This is a genomic window from Roseateles chitinivorans (assembly GCF_002761755.1).
GTDB lineage: Bacteria > Pseudomonadota > Gammaproteobacteria > Burkholderiales > Burkholderiaceae_C > Roseateles > Roseateles chitinivorans.
Map to the genome: position 1 here is coordinate 54,067 of NZ_PEOG01000022.1, position 16,692 is coordinate 70,758.

13 protein-coding genes are annotated in these 16,692 nt (G+C 70.0%); 6 read left to right on the plus strand and 7 right to left on the minus strand.

Features of this window, described 5'->3' with window-relative positions; translation table 11 throughout:
• Positions 1–13: 13 nt before the first annotated feature.
• The 4 genes from CS062_RS10105 to CS062_RS10120 form a co-directional block, all read right to left on the minus strand.
• On the minus strand, positions 14–1,252 hold the full coding sequence (locus CS062_RS10105; protein ID WP_099861520.1) for an extracellular catalytic domain type 2 short-chain-length polyhydroxyalkanoate depolymerase: 1,239 nt from the start codon (positions 1,250–1,252) through the stop codon (positions 14–16).
• A 75-nt stretch (positions 1,253–1,327) separates the two neighbouring features.
• Positions 1,328–2,533 carry a substrate-binding domain-containing protein gene (locus tag CS062_RS10110; RefSeq protein WP_099861521.1) on the minus strand — a complete coding sequence of 402 codons (1,206 nt, stop codon included), beginning with the start codon at positions 2,531–2,533 and terminating at the stop codon, positions 1,328–1,330.
• A gap of 228 nt (positions 2,534–2,761) precedes the next feature.
• Positions 2,762–4,405 carry a methyl-accepting chemotaxis protein gene (locus tag CS062_RS10115; RefSeq protein WP_099861522.1) on the minus strand — a complete coding sequence of 548 codons (1,644 nt, stop codon included), beginning with the start codon at positions 4,403–4,405 and terminating at the stop codon, positions 2,762–2,764.
• Between the two features lie 169 nt (positions 4,406–4,574).
• Positions 4,575–6,149 carry a sigma-54 interaction domain-containing protein gene (locus CS062_RS10120; RefSeq protein ID WP_099861523.1) on the minus strand — a complete coding sequence of 525 codons (1,575 nt, stop codon included), beginning with the start codon at positions 6,147–6,149 and terminating at the stop codon, positions 4,575–4,577.
• Between the two features lie 252 nt (positions 6,150–6,401).
• Between CS062_RS10120 and CS062_RS10125 the strand changes: the two genes are divergently transcribed.
• The 6 genes from CS062_RS10125 to CS062_RS10150 all read left to right on the plus strand — a co-directional run bounded on the left by CS062_RS10125 (position 6,402) and on the right by CS062_RS10150 (position 14,127).
• Entirely contained in the window at positions 6,402–7,679 is a 1,278-nt protein-coding gene (locus CS062_RS10125) for a malonyl-CoA decarboxylase domain-containing protein (protein WP_099861524.1), read from the plus strand.
• A 78-nt stretch (positions 7,680–7,757) separates the two neighbouring features.
• The gene (locus tag CS062_RS10130) at positions 7,758–8,768 is read left to right on the plus strand and encodes a Bug family tripartite tricarboxylate transporter substrate binding protein (RefSeq protein WP_099861525.1); all 1,011 of its coding nucleotides are present in this window, start codon (positions 7,758–7,760) and stop codon (positions 8,766–8,768) included.
• 29 nt (positions 8,769–8,797) lie between these two features.
• A complete protein-coding gene (locus CS062_RS10135) occupies positions 8,798–10,348 on the plus strand; it encodes a malonate--CoA ligase (protein ID WP_099861526.1) in 1,551 nt (516 codons plus the stop codon).
• 586 nt (positions 10,349–10,934) lie between these two features.
• Positions 10,935–11,420: a hypothetical protein gene (locus tag CS062_RS25780; RefSeq protein WP_143742305.1), complete on the plus strand. Its 486-nt coding sequence runs from the start codon at positions 10,935–10,937 to the stop codon at positions 11,418–11,420.
• A gap of 103 nt (positions 11,421–11,523) precedes the next feature.
• Positions 11,524–11,775, plus strand: coding sequence for a cysteine-rich CWC family protein (locus tag CS062_RS10145; RefSeq protein WP_158238733.1), 252 nt, complete (start codon positions 11,524–11,526; stop codon positions 11,773–11,775).
• A 39-nt stretch (positions 11,776–11,814) separates the two neighbouring features.
• Positions 11,815–14,127 (plus strand): bifunctional diguanylate cyclase/phosphodiesterase, encoded by a 2,313-nt coding sequence (locus CS062_RS10150; RefSeq protein WP_158238734.1) that lies wholly within the window; start codon positions 11,815–11,817, stop codon positions 14,125–14,127.
• Between the two features lie 15 nt (positions 14,128–14,142).
• On the opposite strand, the gene CS062_RS10155 is transcribed toward CS062_RS10150, so the two are convergent.
• The 3 genes from CS062_RS10155 to CS062_RS10165 form a co-directional block, all read right to left on the minus strand.
• Positions 14,143–14,721, minus strand: coding sequence for a 3'-5' exonuclease (locus CS062_RS10155; RefSeq protein WP_099861530.1), 579 nt, complete (start codon positions 14,719–14,721; stop codon positions 14,143–14,145).
• Between the two features lie 52 nt (positions 14,722–14,773).
• Positions 14,774–15,784 (minus strand): VTT domain-containing protein, encoded by a 1,011-nt coding sequence (locus CS062_RS10160; protein WP_099861546.1) that lies wholly within the window; start codon positions 15,782–15,784, stop codon positions 14,774–14,776.
• 83 nt (positions 15,785–15,867) lie between these two features.
• Complete coding sequence (locus CS062_RS10165; protein ID WP_099861531.1) at positions 15,868–16,554, minus strand: class I SAM-dependent methyltransferase; 687 nt, start codon at positions 16,552–16,554, stop codon at positions 15,868–15,870.
• Between the last annotated feature and the right edge of the window lie 138 nt (positions 16,555–16,692).

The window sequence follows — 16,692 nt, forward strand, 5'->3', positions numbered from 1 at the left end:
GTGCCGGCCCGCTTCAGGGGCAGGTGCCGATCACGTAGTAGTTGGGCGCGGTCTGCTTCAACGTCGTCGTGGCATAGATGTTCCACAGGCCCATGGCCTGGTTGGAGCCATTCGCATAGGTCAGGCCGTACAGCGCGTAGGCGCGGCCGGAGACGGTGTGGGTGTAGTTCGACGAGGTGAAGCAGACCGGCGCCGGCGTGCCCGGATCGCCGGGGTTGCCGGTGCCGCCGCCGGTGACGCGGTCCACCATGGCCTTGATGGCGGCGACCTGCGTCCCGGCCTTCTGCGCGAAATTGGAGCCGTACCAGCCCACCCAGTCCCAGCAGCCGTTGGGATTGGGCAGCAGGCCGCTCGCGGCCGTCGACCGCGCGGTGTTGTCCACCCGGGTCTGCGGGAACAGCACGACGATGCTGTTGGTGTCGGCCCAGCGCGAGAAGCCGGTGTTCCTCACGAACTTGTCGCCGATGGTGGCGTAGTTCTGCTGGCAGCCATGCAGCGCCACATGCAGCTTGCAGGACTGGCCTGCCGCGCAGTTCGCCGGGATGTAGGCCCAGCCGCTGCTCGCCAGGCCCGGATTGGTGCTGAAGGCGGTCTGGTCGAACTCGACGTAGTTGGCCGCGGCCGGGCTGTCGTTGCGCGCGTTGAGCGTGCCGTACAGCTGCGTCAGCACCGCCTTCGCGCCGTCATAGCCGCAGTTGGCGATGTAGGGCGAGGCGCTGGTCCCGCAGCTGGTGTTGCCGCTCGCGTCGAAGTCGGTGGGCAGCACATGGGCGGTGCCGCTGCGCTGCACGTACGACAGGTTGGCCGTGGCCACGCCGTTGTCGAGGTACTGCGTCCGCACCGCGTTCATCGGGTTGGGCCCGACGGTCGTGTCGCTGCTGCCGACGAACAGGTAGACCTTCTGCGCGGCGACGTTGCTCTTGGGGTCGATCGCAGTGCCGCTCCAGTTGTTGAGGTCGGCCTGCATCGTGCCGAGCGCCGACGAGGAGATGGTCGCGTTGTACATGCAGGCCGTGTAGTTGCTGTGGCCGGCGCACATGTACGGTCCCGCGGCAAAGACGCCGACGCCCTTGAAGGTCGAGGAATGCGCATAGCCGAGCTGGTTGGCCATGAAGCCGCCCGACGACAGCCCGGAGACGGTGATCTGCGTCTTGTCGATGTTGAGCACCGGCAGCGGCGCGGCCGCATGGGCGGCGCCGGCCAGGGCCCAGGCGATGACCGGGGTCAGGAAACGGATCGCGGAAGACTTCATGGGAAACCTCCTTGAGAGGCGCCGTGCAGGCCGCGGCGCCGCGTGTCGACATTGCAGGGCTCAGCGCCGCGTGGTTCAGCGCCGGGAGTTGCGGACCGGAATGCTCATCTCTTCGGGTTTGATCTCGCGCACCAGCTCAGGCACGCCCCAGGCGAAGGCGGGGTCGACCTTGATCCGGAAGTGGTACATCGACTGCATCGCCTGGTGGTCCTCCGGGCGGAAGGTCATGCGGCCCTTGGGCGTCTCGAAGCTCATGCCTTCCATGGCCTTGATGAGCTTGGAGGTCGCCGTGTCGCCGCCGGTCTTCTTGAGCGCCTCGACCACCGCGATCGCGGCGCTCATGCCACCGGCGGTGAAGAAGTCGGGCGGCGACTGGAAGCGCTTGTAGTGGTTGGCCACCAGCCACTCGTTGACCGGGTTCTTCGGGATGCCGAAGTAGTAGTAGGTCGCGCCCTCCATGCCGGGCAGCGCCTTGTAGGCGGCCATCGCCGGCAGGATGTTGCCGCCGGTGGCGATCTCGATGCCGTAGCGCTTGAGGTCGAGGTCGGCGATCTTGAACGGGTTGCCGGCGCCGGCCCAGATGATGAAGATCACCTTGCGGCCCGGCTGGTCCTTGAGCTTGTCGATCAGCCGCTGGGCGCCGGCGGTGAAGTCGGTGGTCGTCGTGGGCAGGTACTCCTCATGGACGACCTTGGCCTTCCTGATCGCGTCCTTGAAGGCCTTCACGCCGTCGCGGCCGAAGGCGTAGTCCTGCGCCAGCGTCGCGATGACGGTGCCCGGCTTGTCCAGCGCCACCGCATTGGAGATCGCGTCCTGCGAGCTGTTGCGGCCGGTCCGGAAGATGTACTTGTTCCACTTGTCGCCGGTGATCGAATCGGCGACGGCCGGCTCGACCAGCAGGATCTTCTTGTACTCCTCGGCCACCGGCAGCAGCGCCAGCGCCACGCCCGACGAGGACGGGCCCACGGCGAGGTCGGCCTTGTCGTCGCCATAGGCCGCGGCCAGCAGGCTCTTGCCGACGTCCGGCTTGCCCTGGTCGTCCTTCTCGATGACGACCAGCTTGCGGCCCGCGACCGTCATCGTGCCGCCGGTCGCGTAGTCCAGCCCCATCAGGAAGCCGGTCTGTGTCTGCTTGCCATAGGCCTCGAGCGGGCCGGTGCGGCTGTAGACATGGGCGATGCGGATTTCCTTGCCTTGCGCGAACGCGGGGATGCTCGCGCCGAAGGCGGCGCACAGCGCCAATGCCGCGCCTGCGGCGGCGCGGATGAAGCCAGGGGTCATGGGCCGGGTCTCCTGTGGGGCGGACCGGTCGTGCGCCGGTCTCGTCGCCCCTCCTTCGCAAGGCCCGTGCCGTGCGGGAGAACCCTTGGATTCGCCGCCGAAACGATCACGCCACCGTCCGGACTCCAGACAGTGGCGTGCGATGACGAACATCCGCATGTCCGGACTCCAGACGCTGTGTCCGGAGTCCAGACGGCCGCCGCCGCGCGGCCGCGCGTGTTCAGACGTTCAGGTGCGGAAGGTCGCGACCTGCGCGTTGAGCAGGCGGGCCTGCTGCTGCAGCGATTCGGCCGCGGCGGCGGTCTGCTCGACCAGCGCCGCGTTCTGCTGCGTCATGTCGTCGAGGTGGGCGACGGCCTGGTTGATCTGCGCCAGGCCATCGGACTGGCCGGCGCTGGACTGGCTGATCTCGGCGACGGTGCCGCTGACCTGCTGCACCGACTGCAGGATCTGCCCCATCGCCTCGCCGGCGCGGCCGACCTGTGCGCTGCCGGCGTCGACGCGGGAGACGGAATCGTTGATCAGCGCCTTGATCTCCTTGGCGGCGTTGGCGCTGCGCTGCGCGAGCGCGCGCACCTCGCTGGCGACGACCGCGAATCCGCGGCCCTGCTCGCCGGCGCGCGCGGCTTCGACCGCGGCGTTCAGCGCCAGGATGTTGGTCTGGAAGGCCACGCCATCGATGACCGAGATGATGTCGGAGATCTTGCGGCTCGCGCCGGCGATGCCGTCCATGGTCTGCACCACCTCGCCCATCACGTCGGCGCCGAGCTTGGCGCGGTCCGCCGCGCCGATGGCGAGCTGGTTGGTCTGGTGCGCGGCCTGCGCGGAATTCGTCACCTGCTGGGTCAGCTCCTGCATCGAGGCCGCCGTCTGCTGCAAGCTGGAGGCCGCCTGCTCGCTGCGCTGCGACAGGTCCTGGCTGCCCATCGCCACCTCCTGGGAGGCATGCTGGATCGAGTCGGTGGCATCACGGATCGCACGCACCAGGTCGCTGAGCCGGACCTGCATCGCCGCCACCTGCGTCAGCACCACCCCGATCTCGTCGCTGCCGGCCGCCTGGCTGCCGAGCACCTGGGCCCGCAGGTCGCCGTTGGCCACCGCCTCGACGACCTCGCGCATCTGGTCCAGCCGGCGCTTCAGGCCGCGCGCGAACCACTCGACCGCCACCATCGCGGCGATGCCGACCGCGATCACCAGCGTCAGCGCGACCGTCGCGTCGCGGCGCGCGATCGCCGACACGTCGTCGATGTAGACGCCCGAGCCGATCACCCAGCCCCAGGGCTTGAAGCCGGCGACATAGGAGCGCTTGGGCTCCGGGTCCTTGGCACCGGGCTTGGGCCACAGGTAGTCGACGAAGCCGCTGCCCTGGGTCTTGACGGTGTCGACGAAGGCGACGAACAGCTTGAGCCCGTTCGGGTCCTTGTTGCCGGACAGGTCCTTGTCGTTGAGCTCCGGCTTGATCGGGTGCATGACCATCTTGGGGCTCATGTCGTTGATCCACAGGTACTCGTTGCCGGAGTAGCGGATCTTGCCGATCTCGGCCGCCGCCTGCTTGCGGGCCTCGGCCTCGGTCAGCCCGCCGGCGCCGATGCGGTCGAAGTAGCGCTTGGCGATCTGCTCCGCGTTCTTCACCTGCTCCACCGTCGTGATCATCTTCACGTCCAGCAGGCTCATCGCCGAGCGATGGCTCAGCCACATCACCAGCACCACGAAGCCGACCACCGCCGCGAGCACCGCGACGCGCAGCTTGGTGGCCAGCGTCCAGGCCCGGCGTGCCGACGGTCGCGCCGATCCCGCGGCGCCTGCGGCGGACTCGGAGGCAAGGGGCGCGGCCGCATGGAAGCCGGGGGCGGGCGTGGTCAGCGTGTTCATGAGGTCTCCTGGGCGGGCCGGTGCGTCCGGTCTGGTCGTGTTCCCTGCCCTGCAATATGCGCACGCCACCCCGGGCGCGGCAAGCCCTCGAACCCTCGATGAAGCCCATGAACACGGCGCAAACGTGACGATGTGGCGCCGCCCCCGCGCGCGGGCCCTGGCGTACGCGTCAGCCTGAAGCCAGTTCCGGGTACTTGGCGAGCTTCTCGTAGAGCGTGGCGCGGGAGATCGCCAGCAGCCGGGCCGCGGCCATGCGGTTGCCCTTGGTGCGGTGCAGCGCCTGCGCGATGGCGGCGCGCTCGAGCTCGGCCTTGCGGGCCGGCAGCGTGGCGGGCGTGGACGCCGGCATCAGCGCCGCGTCCTCGGTCCGATCGTGAAGCACCGGAAGGTCCGGCCCGCTGCCCGGCCACCCGAGGGCCGCCGTCGCCTCGGTGGCGCCGGCCAGGCGCCCGGGCATCGCGATCGCGTGCGGGGGCTCGGCGCCGAGCGCGCACGGCATCGGCAGACCGGGATCCCGCAGGCCGAAGTGGCGCGGCTCCAGCTGCGCCTCGTCGCTCATCAGGAAGGCCTGCTCCAGTGCATTGCGCAGCTCGCGGACATTGCCCGGCCAGGGCCGCGCCGTCAGCGCGCGCAGCGCCGCGGCACTCAGCGTCTTCGGCGCCAGTCCGCCGCGACGGGCGATGTCCTCGAGCAGCACCTCGACCAGCGATTCGATGTCCTCGGCCCGCTCCCGCAGCGACGGCAGCCGGATCGGCAGCACATGGAGCCGGTAGAACAGGTCGGCGCGGAACTCCCCGCGCCGCACCATGGCCTCCAGATCACGGCTGGTGGCGGCGATGACACGGACGTCGACCTTGACCACCTCGTTGCTGCCCAGCGGCTCGAGCTCCTGCTCCTGCAGCACGCGCAGCAGCTTGGCCTGCAAGGCGGGCGGCATGTCGCCGATCTCGTCGAGGAACAGCGTGCCGCCATCGGCCAGCCGGAACTTGCCGTCGCGTCCCTTGCGCTCGGCCCCGGTGTAGGCGCCGGGCGCGACGCCGAAGAACTCGGCCTCCAGCAGCGTTTCCGGCACCGCGGCGATGTTGACCGACACCAGCGGCTTGCCCGCGCGCCGCGAGGCCGCATGGATCGCATGCGCCAGCAGCTCCTTGCCGGTGCCGGTCTCGCCCAGCAGCAGCACCGTCGCGTCGGCCTGCGCGACGCGGCGCGCCTGGCGCTTGACCTCGACCGCCGCGGCGCTCGCGCCGACGAAGTCGATGATGCGGTGCTTGGACCGGCGGTTGCGCGACTGCTCGGCGGCCAGCTGGCGGCGGGTCTCGTCGAGCTCCGCCTGGAGGCAGGCGAACTTGTTCATCAGCGGCTGCATCGTCGTCTCGGGATGGTCGAGCAGCACCATGCCCATCGCGCCGATCACCTCGCCGCCCGGTCCGCGCAGCGGCAGCCGGCTCACGAGGAAGGTGCCCGCCTTGTTGGTCAGCAGGTCCACCAGGATCGGCTGGCCGGTGTCGATGACCTGCGCCATCAGCGTGTTGGGCACGACTTCCTCGACGCGGCGGCCGACGAACTCGGACTCGTCGCGGAAGCCCAGCGCCGGAAGGAAGCGCTTGTAGCCCTCGCTGATCCAGACGACGCGGTGCGCGCGGTTCACCACCATCGCGCCCTGGGCCGTGCTGGCCAGCACGTCGAACATCGACTGCGCCGCCAGCCGCAGCACCGCGTCGGCATCCTGGGGAATGTCGTTCATCGCTTGTCTCCTTGGCCGGCCTGCCGGCCCGGCGCCTGCGCGCCAGCCGCCGGGCCGAAGCGTCCGGGGGTCGGGTCCGGGCCCCTGTCCGGGTCATGCCGCCGTCGAACGGGGCCGCCTCGGATCTGATGCGAGGCAATGTAGCAGCCGGGTCGGCGGTGCGAGGGCCATCCCGCCCGCACCGGCGCCCTGGGGATTCCCTGAGGCGCCCGCCCGCCCGCGCCGCGGCCGATCCGGCTATAAACCGCCCTCATGGCCATCGTGGACTCCTGGACTTCGGCACGCGCGGCAAGGCAGGTGCTGGCCTTGGCGCGCAAGCTCCTGTCCGAACGCGGCCAGGCCAACAGCCTGGGCCTGGCGCAGGACCTGATCGGCCGCATGGGCGCGCTGGCGGCACCGGCCTGGCCGGCCGTGTTCGACAAGCTGGCCGCCGACTTCAATCCCGAGCCGGACGCCGTGCTGCGTGCCGCGCAGGCCTACGCCGACGCGCCCGGCACCGAGACGCTGCGCGCGCTCACCGAGCTCAGCGAGCCGCCGCGACAGGAACTGTTCCGCCGCCTGAACCGGGCGCCGGGCGGCACCGGCACCCTGGTGCGGATGCGGCGCCGGCTGCTGGAGGGCCTCAAGGCCCATCCCGACTGGCGCATGGTCGACGCCGACCTGCTGCACCTGCTGTCCTCGTGGTTCAACCCGGGATTCCTGGAAATGCGGCAGGTCGACTGGAACTCGCCGGCGCAGCTGCTGGAGCAGATCATCCATCACGAGGCGGTGCATGCGATCGACGGCTGGGACGACCTGCGCCGGCGCCTGCTGCCGGACCGGCGGCTGTTCGCCTTCTTCCATCCGCAGCTGCCCAACGAGCCGCTGATCTTCGTCGAGGTCGCGCTGCTGGCGGACATGCCGGACGCGATCGCGCCGCTGATCGCCAAGCGCAGCGAGCCGCTGCCGGCGAGCAGCTACAAGACCGCCGTCTTCTACTCGATCAGCAACTGCGAGCCCGGCCTGCGCGGCGTGTCGCTGGGCAACTTCCTGATCAAGCGTGTCGCCGAGCACCTGAAGCGCGAGCTGCCGCGGATCAGGCAGTTCTGCACGCTGTCGCCGCTGCCGGGCTTCGCCGCCTGGTTGCAGGGCCTGTCATCGCTGGACGACCTGCCGGGGCTCAAGCCTGCCCAGCGCGAGCGCGCCGCGCAGGCCCTCGAGCGGTTGCGGCACCACTCGGCGGCGGCGCTCGCCGGGCCGGCCGCGCTCGAGGACGAGGCGCTGCAGGCCGACCTGCGGCAGCTGGCCGCCGTCTACCTGATCGGCCAGACGCCGCTGCCGGGCGGCGATCCCGTCGCGCGCTTCCACCTGGACAACGGCGCGCGGCTCGAGCGGCTGAACCCGGGCGGCGACCGCTCCGCCAAGGGGCTGAAACAGTCGCACGGGATGATGGTCAATTACCTGTACGACCTCGACCGGATCGAGGAGCACCACGAAGCCTTCACCCAGGGGGAGATCGCCACCGCGCGAGCCGTCAGCGGACTGCTCTGAGCCGGCGCCGGTCCCCTGCACCGATCCCCTTCCCTTCATCACGACACCACGGCCCGCAGAGGCCCAGAGGAGACCGCCATGACTTCGAGTTCCCCGTCCCGCCGCCGCCTGCTCGGCGCCACCACCCTGGCCGCCCTCGGCGCGGGCGCGCTCGGTGCCGCGTTCACGCCGTCGGCCTTCGCGCAGGGCGCCTGGCCGAGCCGGCCGGTGACCATCGTCGTGCCCTTCCCGGCCGGCGGCGGCACCGACGCCTTCGCGCGGCCGCTGACCGCGGTGCTCACCAAGCAGACCGGCAAGCAGTTCATCATCGACAACAAGGGCGGTGCCGGCGGCACCGTCGGCGCGACGCTCGCCTCGAAGGCCGCGCCCGATGGCTACACCTTCTTCATGGGCGCGGTCCACCACGCGATCGCGCCGGCCATGTATCCGAAGCTCGAGTACAAGCTGGAGGAGGACTTCGTCCCGGTCGGCCTGATCTCCAGCGTGCCGCAGGTGATCGTGATCAATCCCGGCAAGGTCCAGGTGACCGACGTGAAGGGGCTGCTGGACCTGCTGAAGAAGAACCCCGGCAAGCTGAACTACGGCTCGGCCGGCAACGGCACCTCGCACCACCTGGCGGGCGAGCTGTTCAAGCTGCAGACGCAGACCTTCATCACCCACATCCCCTACCGCGGTGCCGGCCCGGCGCTGCAGGACCTGATGGCGGGCCAGGTGGACCTGATGTTCGACGGCCTGGGCTCGTCGGCGGCCCACATCCGTGGGGGTCGCATCAAGGCGCTGGCGGTCGCCTCGGCCAAGCGCGCGCCCGGTTTCCCCGACATCCCCAGCGCCGTCGAGGCCGGCATCCCGCAGTACCAGGTCTCCACCTGGTATGGCCTCTGGGCGCCCAAGGGCACGCCCAAGGAGGCGGTCGCCGCGATGCAGGCCGAGCTGCGCAAGGCCTTCGCCACCGAGGAGCTGAAGACGATCTGGACCGGCCTGGGCACCGAGATGCCCAACCTGTATGGCGACGCCTTCGGCAAGTACGTGCATGGCGAGGTGGTGCGCTGGGCCGACGTGGTCAAGCGCTCCGGTGCGAAACTGGATTGATGCTCCCCGCCCGACTCCTTCCGACGGACATGACACCCAACGCCAATCTCTTCGCGGCGCTGCGCGCGAACTTCTCCGACGACCTGGACGCCTGCGCGATCGAACTGGCCGACGGCCCCGACGCCGGCCAGCGCTACAGCTGGCGCGACATCGACCGCGCGACCGCGATGATCGCCAACCTGCTGGACTCGCTGGACCTGCCCGCCGGCAGCCGTGTCGCGGTGCAGACCGAGAAGAGCGTCGAGGCGCTGCTGCTCTACCTCGCGGTGCTGCGCGCCGGCTATGTCTACCTGCCGCTGAACACCGGCTACCAGGCGGCCGAACTCGAGTACTTCATCGGCAATGCGGAGCCGGCCGTGGTGGTCTGCGCGGGCAAGCACTTCGGCTGGATCAGCAAGCTGGCCTTCCAGGCCAAGGTGCCGTGGGTGTTCACCCTCAACGAGGATCGCAGCGGCACGCTGCTGGACCGCGCGGTGCAGATGCCCGACACCCACCAGGTCGCCGCGAAGCAGCCGGACGACCTGGCCGCCATCCTCTACACCAGCGGCACGACCGGGCGCAGCAAGGGCGCGATGCTGAGCCATGGCAACCTGCTGTCCAACGCCGAGGTGCTGCGCCATGCCTGGGGCTGGCGGGCGGACGACGTGCTGATCCATGCGCTGCCGATCTTCCATGTGCATGGCCTGTTCGTCGCGTCGCACGGCGCGCTGCTGGCCGGCGCGCGGATGCTCTGGTTCAACCGCTTCGAGCCGCGCGCCGTCATCGCGCGCCTGCCGGATGCGACGCTGTTCATGGGCGTGCCCACGTTGTACGTGCGTCTGCTGGAGCAGGCCACGCTGACGGCGGAGGCCTGCGCGCGGATGCGGCTGTTCATCAGCGGTTCGGCGCCGCTGCTGATCGAGACCTTCCAGGAATGGCAGCGCCGCACCGGCCACACCATCCTGGAGCGCTACGGCATGAGCGAGACCGTCATGCTGACCTCCAATCCCTACCGGGCCGAGGATGGCCCGCGGCGCGGCGGCACGGTCGGCTTCCCGCTGCCGGGCGTAGGCCTGCGCGTCGTCGACGACGCCGGCGCGCCCTGCCCCAGCACCGGCGAGGGCGAGATCGGCCACATCCAGGTCCGCGGGCCGAATGTCTTCTCCGGCTACTGGCGCATGCCGGAGAAGACCAAGGAGGAGTTCACTCCCGACGGCTGGTTCAAGACCGGCGACGTCGGCCGCCGCGACGAGCAGGGCTACGTGACGATCGTCGGTCGCAGCAAGGACCTGATCATCAGCGGCGGCTACAACGTCTATCCGGCCGAGATCGAAGGCTGGCTCAACGAGCTGCCGGGCGTGGCGGAATCCGCGGTGGTGGGCGTGCCGCATCCGGATTTCGGCGAGGGCGTGATCGCGGTGGTCGTGCCGCGCGCCGGCGCCACGCTGGACGGCACGACGCTGATCGCCGCGCTGAAGGACCGGATCGCCGGCTTCAAGGTGCCCAAGCGGGTGTTCGTCGACACCGAACTGCCGCGCAACGCGATGGGCAAGGTGCAGAAGAACCTGCTGCGGGAGCGGCATCGGGCGCTCTTCGGCTGAGGCCTCGGAAGACTCCGGAAGCAGCGCTCCCGCGCGGGCAATCGCATCTCCGTACTGTCGCTTCCTGGAGACGGCGCGACAGTGCGGCCTAATGGCCGGATTTTCGGTATCACTTCACACCGGCCCATTTTGGTTGTGTGTTGGTTGCATTACCGTTATAGATTCCAACCAGAACCTGTAAGGCCTGTCAGTTTCATCGCTCGCTGATACTTGATATTGAATGGCACCCGCCCTTCATACTCGAATCTTCGCCCCTTTCGGGGAGCGATTCGCGAGAACGAGGCGGTCATGTATAAAGAAGCGCGCCCCGAATTCCCTTTGGGTGACCGGGACGTAGTTTTCTATCAACTTGAATTCAGCGAATAAGATGGATGACCTTCAAGAACTGAACCTGAGTGATCCGGAACAAGTGAGCGGCTGACTGCTCCGCGGGTGGGCCGTTGGCAAGCTGCTGGACATTGCTTTCGACGCCATCGTCGATTACAACAATTCTGGCGCTGCAGCCGATCGCCACCGGTGCTGGATCGGGCGCCGGCACTTTCGGTTAACGAATGTGCCAAGGGCCCGACCGGGCCCTTTGAATCGCATGGCGCCTCTTTCTAATTACTTTAGGTCCCTCGTCCGCAAAGGGCTGTGGCTTCAGTTTTCAGCTGCTTCCGCGCTATTGGCTTGGTTGATCGTCCTGGCTATTCTCTGGCCATTCACCTGGCTGATCGGTTCGGCCGCACTTCCTATTAACGAATCGCCGCTCAGGGTATTGTTTGACGGCCTGGTGTTCGCACCACTGACTGAGAACACCTTGGTCGTTATTGGCCTGCTACTCCTGCGCAACCGGTTTTCGGATCGACAGGCTGTCGGGCTGATGACCGTGGTCGCCGTTGCCCTGCATGCCGCCCTCGCGTCATGGACCGCGATCGCCGCCTTACTGCTCTTTTCGATGATGGGAGTCAGCTACATCGCGTGGCAGCCCCTGGGCCCGAGGCGCGCGTTTCTCATCATTTGCCTGCAGCACCTGCTTTTCAATCTTCCCGCTACCGCGGCGACCGCTCTGGAAGTGGCCCGTATTCGTTAGCAAGGACTCGAAGGCGAGCACGCTTCCACCGTGGCTCAGCCGGTTCACTGCCGATGGGCGCATCCCAATGGATGGCATCCAAGTCAGCCGACAATCCCGCCCCATGAGCACGCCCACGCCGCTGCCCGACAACACCGCCTGCCCACGCTGCGGCGGCGGTTTCCATTGCGGCGTGGAGGACGGCTGGTGCGCCTGCTTCGGCACGCGGCTGGGCGAGGACCTGAAGCAGGACCTGGCCACGCGCTGGCCGGGGCGATGCCTGTGCCTGCGCTGCCTGACGGAGCTGGCCCGCCAGGACCCGGGCAGTCATGTGCCGGACGCGCCCGGAACAGCCGGCCCGCTGCCCCTTTGTTGAGCGCTTGAAGGTCAGCGCCGCGCGTCCAAAATGCCGCGGATGGCCTCCTCCCTGTTCAGCCAGTCCGTCGCCGAGCGCCTGCGAGTGCGGCGCCTGCTGGTCTACGGTCCCTTCCTCGCGCTGGGCCTGGTGCTGGTGGTGCTGTGGGCGCTGGTGCTGTGGTTCGCGCTGCTGTATCCGCGCTCGCTGGTCGAGGAACTCCAGCAGGACCTCCATGCGATCGCGCTCAATGCCGCGCAGGACACCGAGCAGCTGCTGCGGGAGACCGAGGGCAGCCTGCGCACGCTGGACCTGCTGCTGATGACGCGCCGCAACGAGCGTCAGGACCTGGACGCGACGGTGTCGCTGCTGGCCGACTCGCTGCGGGACAACTCGCGTGGCCTGACCGACGTGATGCTGGCCAGCGCCGAGGGTCGTCTGTGGCGCATCCCCTCGGTGACCGGCGAGCCGTACGTGGAACTGGGCCCGAAGAGCTTCCTGTCGGAACTGGGCCGGCCGGGCGGGCCGAGCATCGTCGTCGGCGCGCCGCTGCGCCTGCGGCCGGGCGCCCATTTCGTGATCCCGATGGCCACCCGCCTGAGCGCCCCCACCGGCCCCTTCACCGCCACCGTCGGCTTCATCGACCTGGAGACGCTGCTGCGCGGCTACCGCGCGCGCTCGATGCGCTCGGGCATGGCGGTGCTGCTGGAGCGCGACGACGGCATCGCGATGGCGCGCTGGCCGGAGGTGCCCGGCCTGATCGGCAGCAACCTGCGCGAGGTGCCCGGCGAGGAGGTGCTGCCGACCGGCCCGCCGGCGAGCGGCCAGTTCATCGTGACCCGCAGCCCGGCCGACGGCCGCGAGCGCATCGTCTCCTACCGCATGCTGCAGGACTATCCGCTGCGGCTGTTCGTCTCCTTCGAGCGCGACCGCATCCTCGCCGGCTACCTGCAGCAGCGCCGTGCGGTGCTGGTCTTCTCGGTCGTCATCAGCGCGATCGCGGTCGGACTGATGGGCTGGTTCACCCGGCTGCAACAGCGGGCGCGGCTGCGCGAGGCGGAGCGCGAGGCCACCGCCGACGCCTCGCCGATGGGGCTGTTCCGCTGCGACCTCAGCGGCCGCACCGTCTACGCCAACGAGACCTACCTGCGCCTGCTGGAGATCGACCGCGCCGCCCTGGCCTGGGGCTGGCTGGAGCGGCTGCCGCCCGCCGAGCGCGAGCCCACGCGCGCGCAGTGGGCGGCGCTGGTCGCGCGCGGGGAGCCGGTGGACCGGGTGCATCAGCTCACGCGCCGCGACGGCAGCGCGATGCTGGTGCGGCTGCGGATGCGGCCGATGCGCCTGGGCGACCGCATCGTCGCCCATGCCGGCACCCTGGCCGACATCAGCGCCGAACTGGCGGCGCGCCGCGAGCGCGAACGCAGCCAGGCCGTCATGGGCGCGATGGCGCAGAGCGTCAACGTCATGATGCTGGCGGTCGACACCGACGAACGGGTGCTGTTCTGCAACAAGGCCTTCGAGCGCCGCTTCGACATCCCGGAGCGGTCCTGGCTGGGCCGGCATGCGTCCGAGGTGTTCGATGAGCTCTATCCGGCGGTGCAGCCGCTGATCCGGCGTGCCTTCGGTGGCGAGACCAGCGTGGTCGAGATGCGCGACGACGACGGCATCAGCCGGCCGATGCCGCTGGACGGCGACGATCGTGGCGAGACCCGCTACGTGGAGCTGACCTACGCGCCGCTGCTCAACGACGACGGCACCATCCTCGGCGCCTATGGCGTGGCGCGCGACGTGACCGACGCCAAGCAGGAGCAGATGCGCCTGCTGCGCGCGTCCAACACCGACCCGTTGACCGAGTTGCTCAACCGGGCCGGCTTCGCCTCGCAGGTTCACGCGGCGCTGGGCCGGGCGGTCAGTCGCGACGAGCTGGTGGCGCTGCTGTACCTGGACCTCGACCGCTTCAAGCCGGTCAACGACGAGCATGGCCACCCGGTCGGCGACGCGCTGCTCAAGGCCGTCGCCGGGCGGCTGCGCCATGCGCTGCGACCACAGGACCTGGTCGCCCGCCTCGGCGGCGATGAATTCGCGGTCTTCCTGACCCAGGTCGCCCGGCCCGTCGACGCGCAGGTGGTCGCCGACAAGTTGGTGCATGCGCTGACGATGCCGTTCCGCATCGGGGCGCTGGAGCTCCACATCGGCACCAGCGTCGGCTTCTGCGTCGAATGGGCCCGGCGGGCCGACATCGACCAGCTCGTCACCCACGCCGACGAGGCGCTCTACCGCGCGAAGCGCGCGGGCCGCGGGCAGTCCAACGGCAGCCTGTGCGCCGACCGGCTCGGACCGACCGGGGAGGCGCCGCCTGCGGACCGGGGCTAGCAGCGGGACGGCGGCTCAGCCGCAATGGCCGAAGTCGCTCGGATCGCGGCCGTTCAGGCCGGCTGTCGGCGTCGCGGCGCCGTGCTTCAGGCGCATCAGCGTCATCTGCAAGACCTTGGCGTCGGCGCTGGCGCGATGACGGCGCAGCTGCGCTTGCGCGCGTACTTCCTGCTGCACCGCGTTCCAGCGATCGGCCTCGTCCTCGGACAGCAGGCGGCGCAGGTCCTCGAGCCGGAAGCGCGGCAGCCGGCCGGCGCTGTCGAAGAGCTTGGACAGCCAGCTGTAGTCGTGGCCCCAGCTGTCCGAATAGACCGTCTGGCCGGCCAGGCGCCGGTTGAGTTCGTCCGCGATCCACTCGCGGGGTCGGCCATGGCGCATCAGCAGCTCGCGGGAGATGCCGTGCAGCGCCTCGGCCTGCTCGTCCCAGTGCGACCATTCGGGCGCCGGCTGGATCAGCGAGCAGAACGGCAGCCCGCCCGCCTCGACGAAGCCGATCTCGATCGGATAGCTGCCGCGGCCGAAGCCGGAGGCCTCCAGGTCGAGGATGGTCGGCGCGAGCACCGGGGCGGCGGCAGGCAGGACGGCGACGGTCATGGGGACGAGTATGCAAGCGGCGGGCCACCCGCGGTCGCCGCCCCTCCTCAGATCAGGGGACGGCCGGCGCGGTGGTCGGCGCGGACGAGGACGGCGGATCGACCGCGTCGCCGTCGCCGCTGTCGCCCCGGTCCCGGCCACGGCGGCGCTGCAGCGCATGCCAGCCGTCCAGGCCGCCGTCGAGCGCCAGGACGCGGGCATGGCCGCGCTGGAGCAGCTCATGGGCGCCCTGCACCGCGGAGATCTCGTTCGGGCAGTTGCAGTACAGGACCAGCAGGCGGTCGCGGGGCAACTGGTCGGCGTATTCCGGCAGGCGCGTCAGCGGGATGTTGAGCGCACCGGGCAAGGTGCGCGGATCGGCGGCGCGCCCCGGGTCGCTGCGCACGTCGATGAACAGCGGCGCCATGTCCTGGTCAACCAGCGCGGCCGCGTCCTCGACGCTGATGCGTTCGACTTCGCCCTGCAGCCTCGCCATCTGGCGGCGGCGGCGCCAGCGGTTGCCCACCATCAGCAGCAGCACCGCGCCGATCGCCGCCAGGGCCAGCAGGCCGGCATTGGACAGCGCGTCCAGCACATCCTGGATCTGGTCGCTGAAGACCAGGCCCAGGCCGAGGAAGCACAGCGTCCACACCAGGCCGGCGACCGCGTCGTAGGCGACGAAGCGCCGCCAGCCCATGCCGAGCGCGCCGGCCATCGGCGCGGCGACGACCGAGATGCCGGGCAGGAACTTCGCCGCCAGCAGCGAGCTGCCGCCCCAGCGCGCGATCAGGCTTTCGCTCTGGCGCACGCAGACATCCGGCGACAGCGAGACGCGGCACAGCAGCCGCAGCACGCGATGGCCATGGGTGCGGCCGGCGATGAACCAGATGGCGTCGCCCAGCACGTTGGCCAGCACCGCGGCCACGACCAGCGACAGCGCCGACAGGCGACCCGCCGCCGCCAGGCCTCCCGCCACGACCAGCAGGGGGGCCGCGGGCAGCGGCGCACCGATGCGCGCAGCCAGCGTCACGAGGAAGACGAGCAGGAAGTCGTGCTGGATCAGCAGGTCGATCAGGGCGCGCATGCGGCGCATTGTCGCGGCTGGCGAGGACTCCGGTCGGCGGTGGGGCGATTGCGCGAACGCCGCGCGCCGCGGCCCCGCCCGGCTCAGGACGCCAGCCGCTGCGGCGCCGGCCGGGCGACGAAGGCGAACTGCACGTACTTGGTCTCCTCCAGCTGTCGCCCGAACAGCCGGAAGGCGAGCCGCCGCTTGATCGACGGCGTGTACCACTGCTCGTTGATGCCCTGGACGCTGAGCACCTCGTAGCCGCACTCGTCGAACATCCGCAGCGCGCTGGTGCGGGTGAAGAAGCGCAGATGGGTGCGATCACGGACGCCGCAGCGCTCATAGCGGAAGTCGCGGTCGTGCAGCAGCGGCCAGATCGTGTCGAGGTGCAGCAGGTTGGGCAGCGAGGCGAGGACCACGCCGCCGGGCGCGAGCAACGGTGCGGCGTGGTTCAGCGCGGCCCAGGGATCGGGCATGTGCTCGAGCACGTCGTTGAAGACGACGGCATGGAAATGCGCCTCGGGCAGCGGCAGCGCGGCATCGAAGCAGCCCTGCAGCACGCGATCCAGATACTGGCCGGCGCGCTCGGCGGCGCCGGCGTCGGGCTCCACGCCCCAGACCTCGGCACCGGGGCGCGCCGTCTTGACCGCCTCGCCGAAGGCGCCGGTATTGCAGCCCACGTCCAGCACGCGCTGGCAGTCCCGCGGCAGGAAGGCCAGCATCTCGTGCCGGGCGATGTGGGGGTAATCGATGCGGACGAGCGGACTGGCGGAACGTGCGGCCGGCATGGGACTCTCCTCGGCGGCAGGCACCGCGACGGTGCGGGCAGCATAGTCACGCCCGGCCGCCGACGACATCCTTTGCTTTCGGGACAGGGAAGTCCCGACCCGCCGAGCGGCGCGCCCGTCGGAGGTTCCGCCGCGAGC

Coding starts and splice junctions, on each gene's coding strand:
- CS062_RS10105 (WP_099861520.1), bottom strand. CDS start 1,252: ATGAAGTCTTCCGCGATCCGTTTCCTGACCCCGGTCATCGCCTGGGCC.
- CS062_RS10110 (WP_099861521.1), bottom strand. CDS start 2,533: ATGACCCCTGGCTTCATCCGCGCCGCCGCAGGCGCGGCATTGGCGCTG.
- CS062_RS10115 (WP_099861522.1), bottom strand. CDS start 4,405: ATGAACACGCTGACCACGCCCGCCCCCGGCTTCCATGCGGCCGCGCCC.
- CS062_RS10120 (WP_099861523.1), bottom strand. CDS start 6,149: ATGAACGACATTCCCCAGGATGCCGACGCGGTGCTGCGGCTGGCGGCG.
- CS062_RS10125 (WP_099861524.1), top strand. CDS start 6,402: ATGGCCATCGTGGACTCCTGGACTTCGGCACGCGCGGCAAGGCAGGTG.
- CS062_RS10130 (WP_099861525.1), top strand. CDS start 7,758: ATGACTTCGAGTTCCCCGTCCCGCCGCCGCCTGCTCGGCGCCACCACC.
- CS062_RS10135 (WP_099861526.1), top strand. CDS start 8,798: ATGACACCCAACGCCAATCTCTTCGCGGCGCTGCGCGCGAACTTCTCC.
- CS062_RS25780 (WP_143742305.1), top strand. CDS start 10,935: ATGGCGCCTCTTTCTAATTACTTTAGGTCCCTCGTCCGCAAAGGGCTG.
- CS062_RS10145 (WP_158238733.1), top strand. CDS start 11,524: ATGAGCACGCCCACGCCGCTGCCCGACAACACCGCCTGCCCACGCTGC.
- CS062_RS10150 (WP_158238734.1), top strand. CDS start 11,815: ATGGCCTCCTCCCTGTTCAGCCAGTCCGTCGCCGAGCGCCTGCGAGTG.
- CS062_RS10155 (WP_099861530.1), bottom strand. CDS start 14,721: ATGACCGTCGCCGTCCTGCCTGCCGCCGCCCCGGTGCTCGCGCCGACC.
- CS062_RS10160 (WP_099861546.1), bottom strand. CDS start 15,784: ATGCGCGCCCTGATCGACCTGCTGATCCAGCACGACTTCCTGCTCGTC.
- CS062_RS10165 (WP_099861531.1), bottom strand. CDS start 16,554: ATGCCGGCCGCACGTTCCGCCAGTCCGCTCGTCCGCATCGATTACCCC.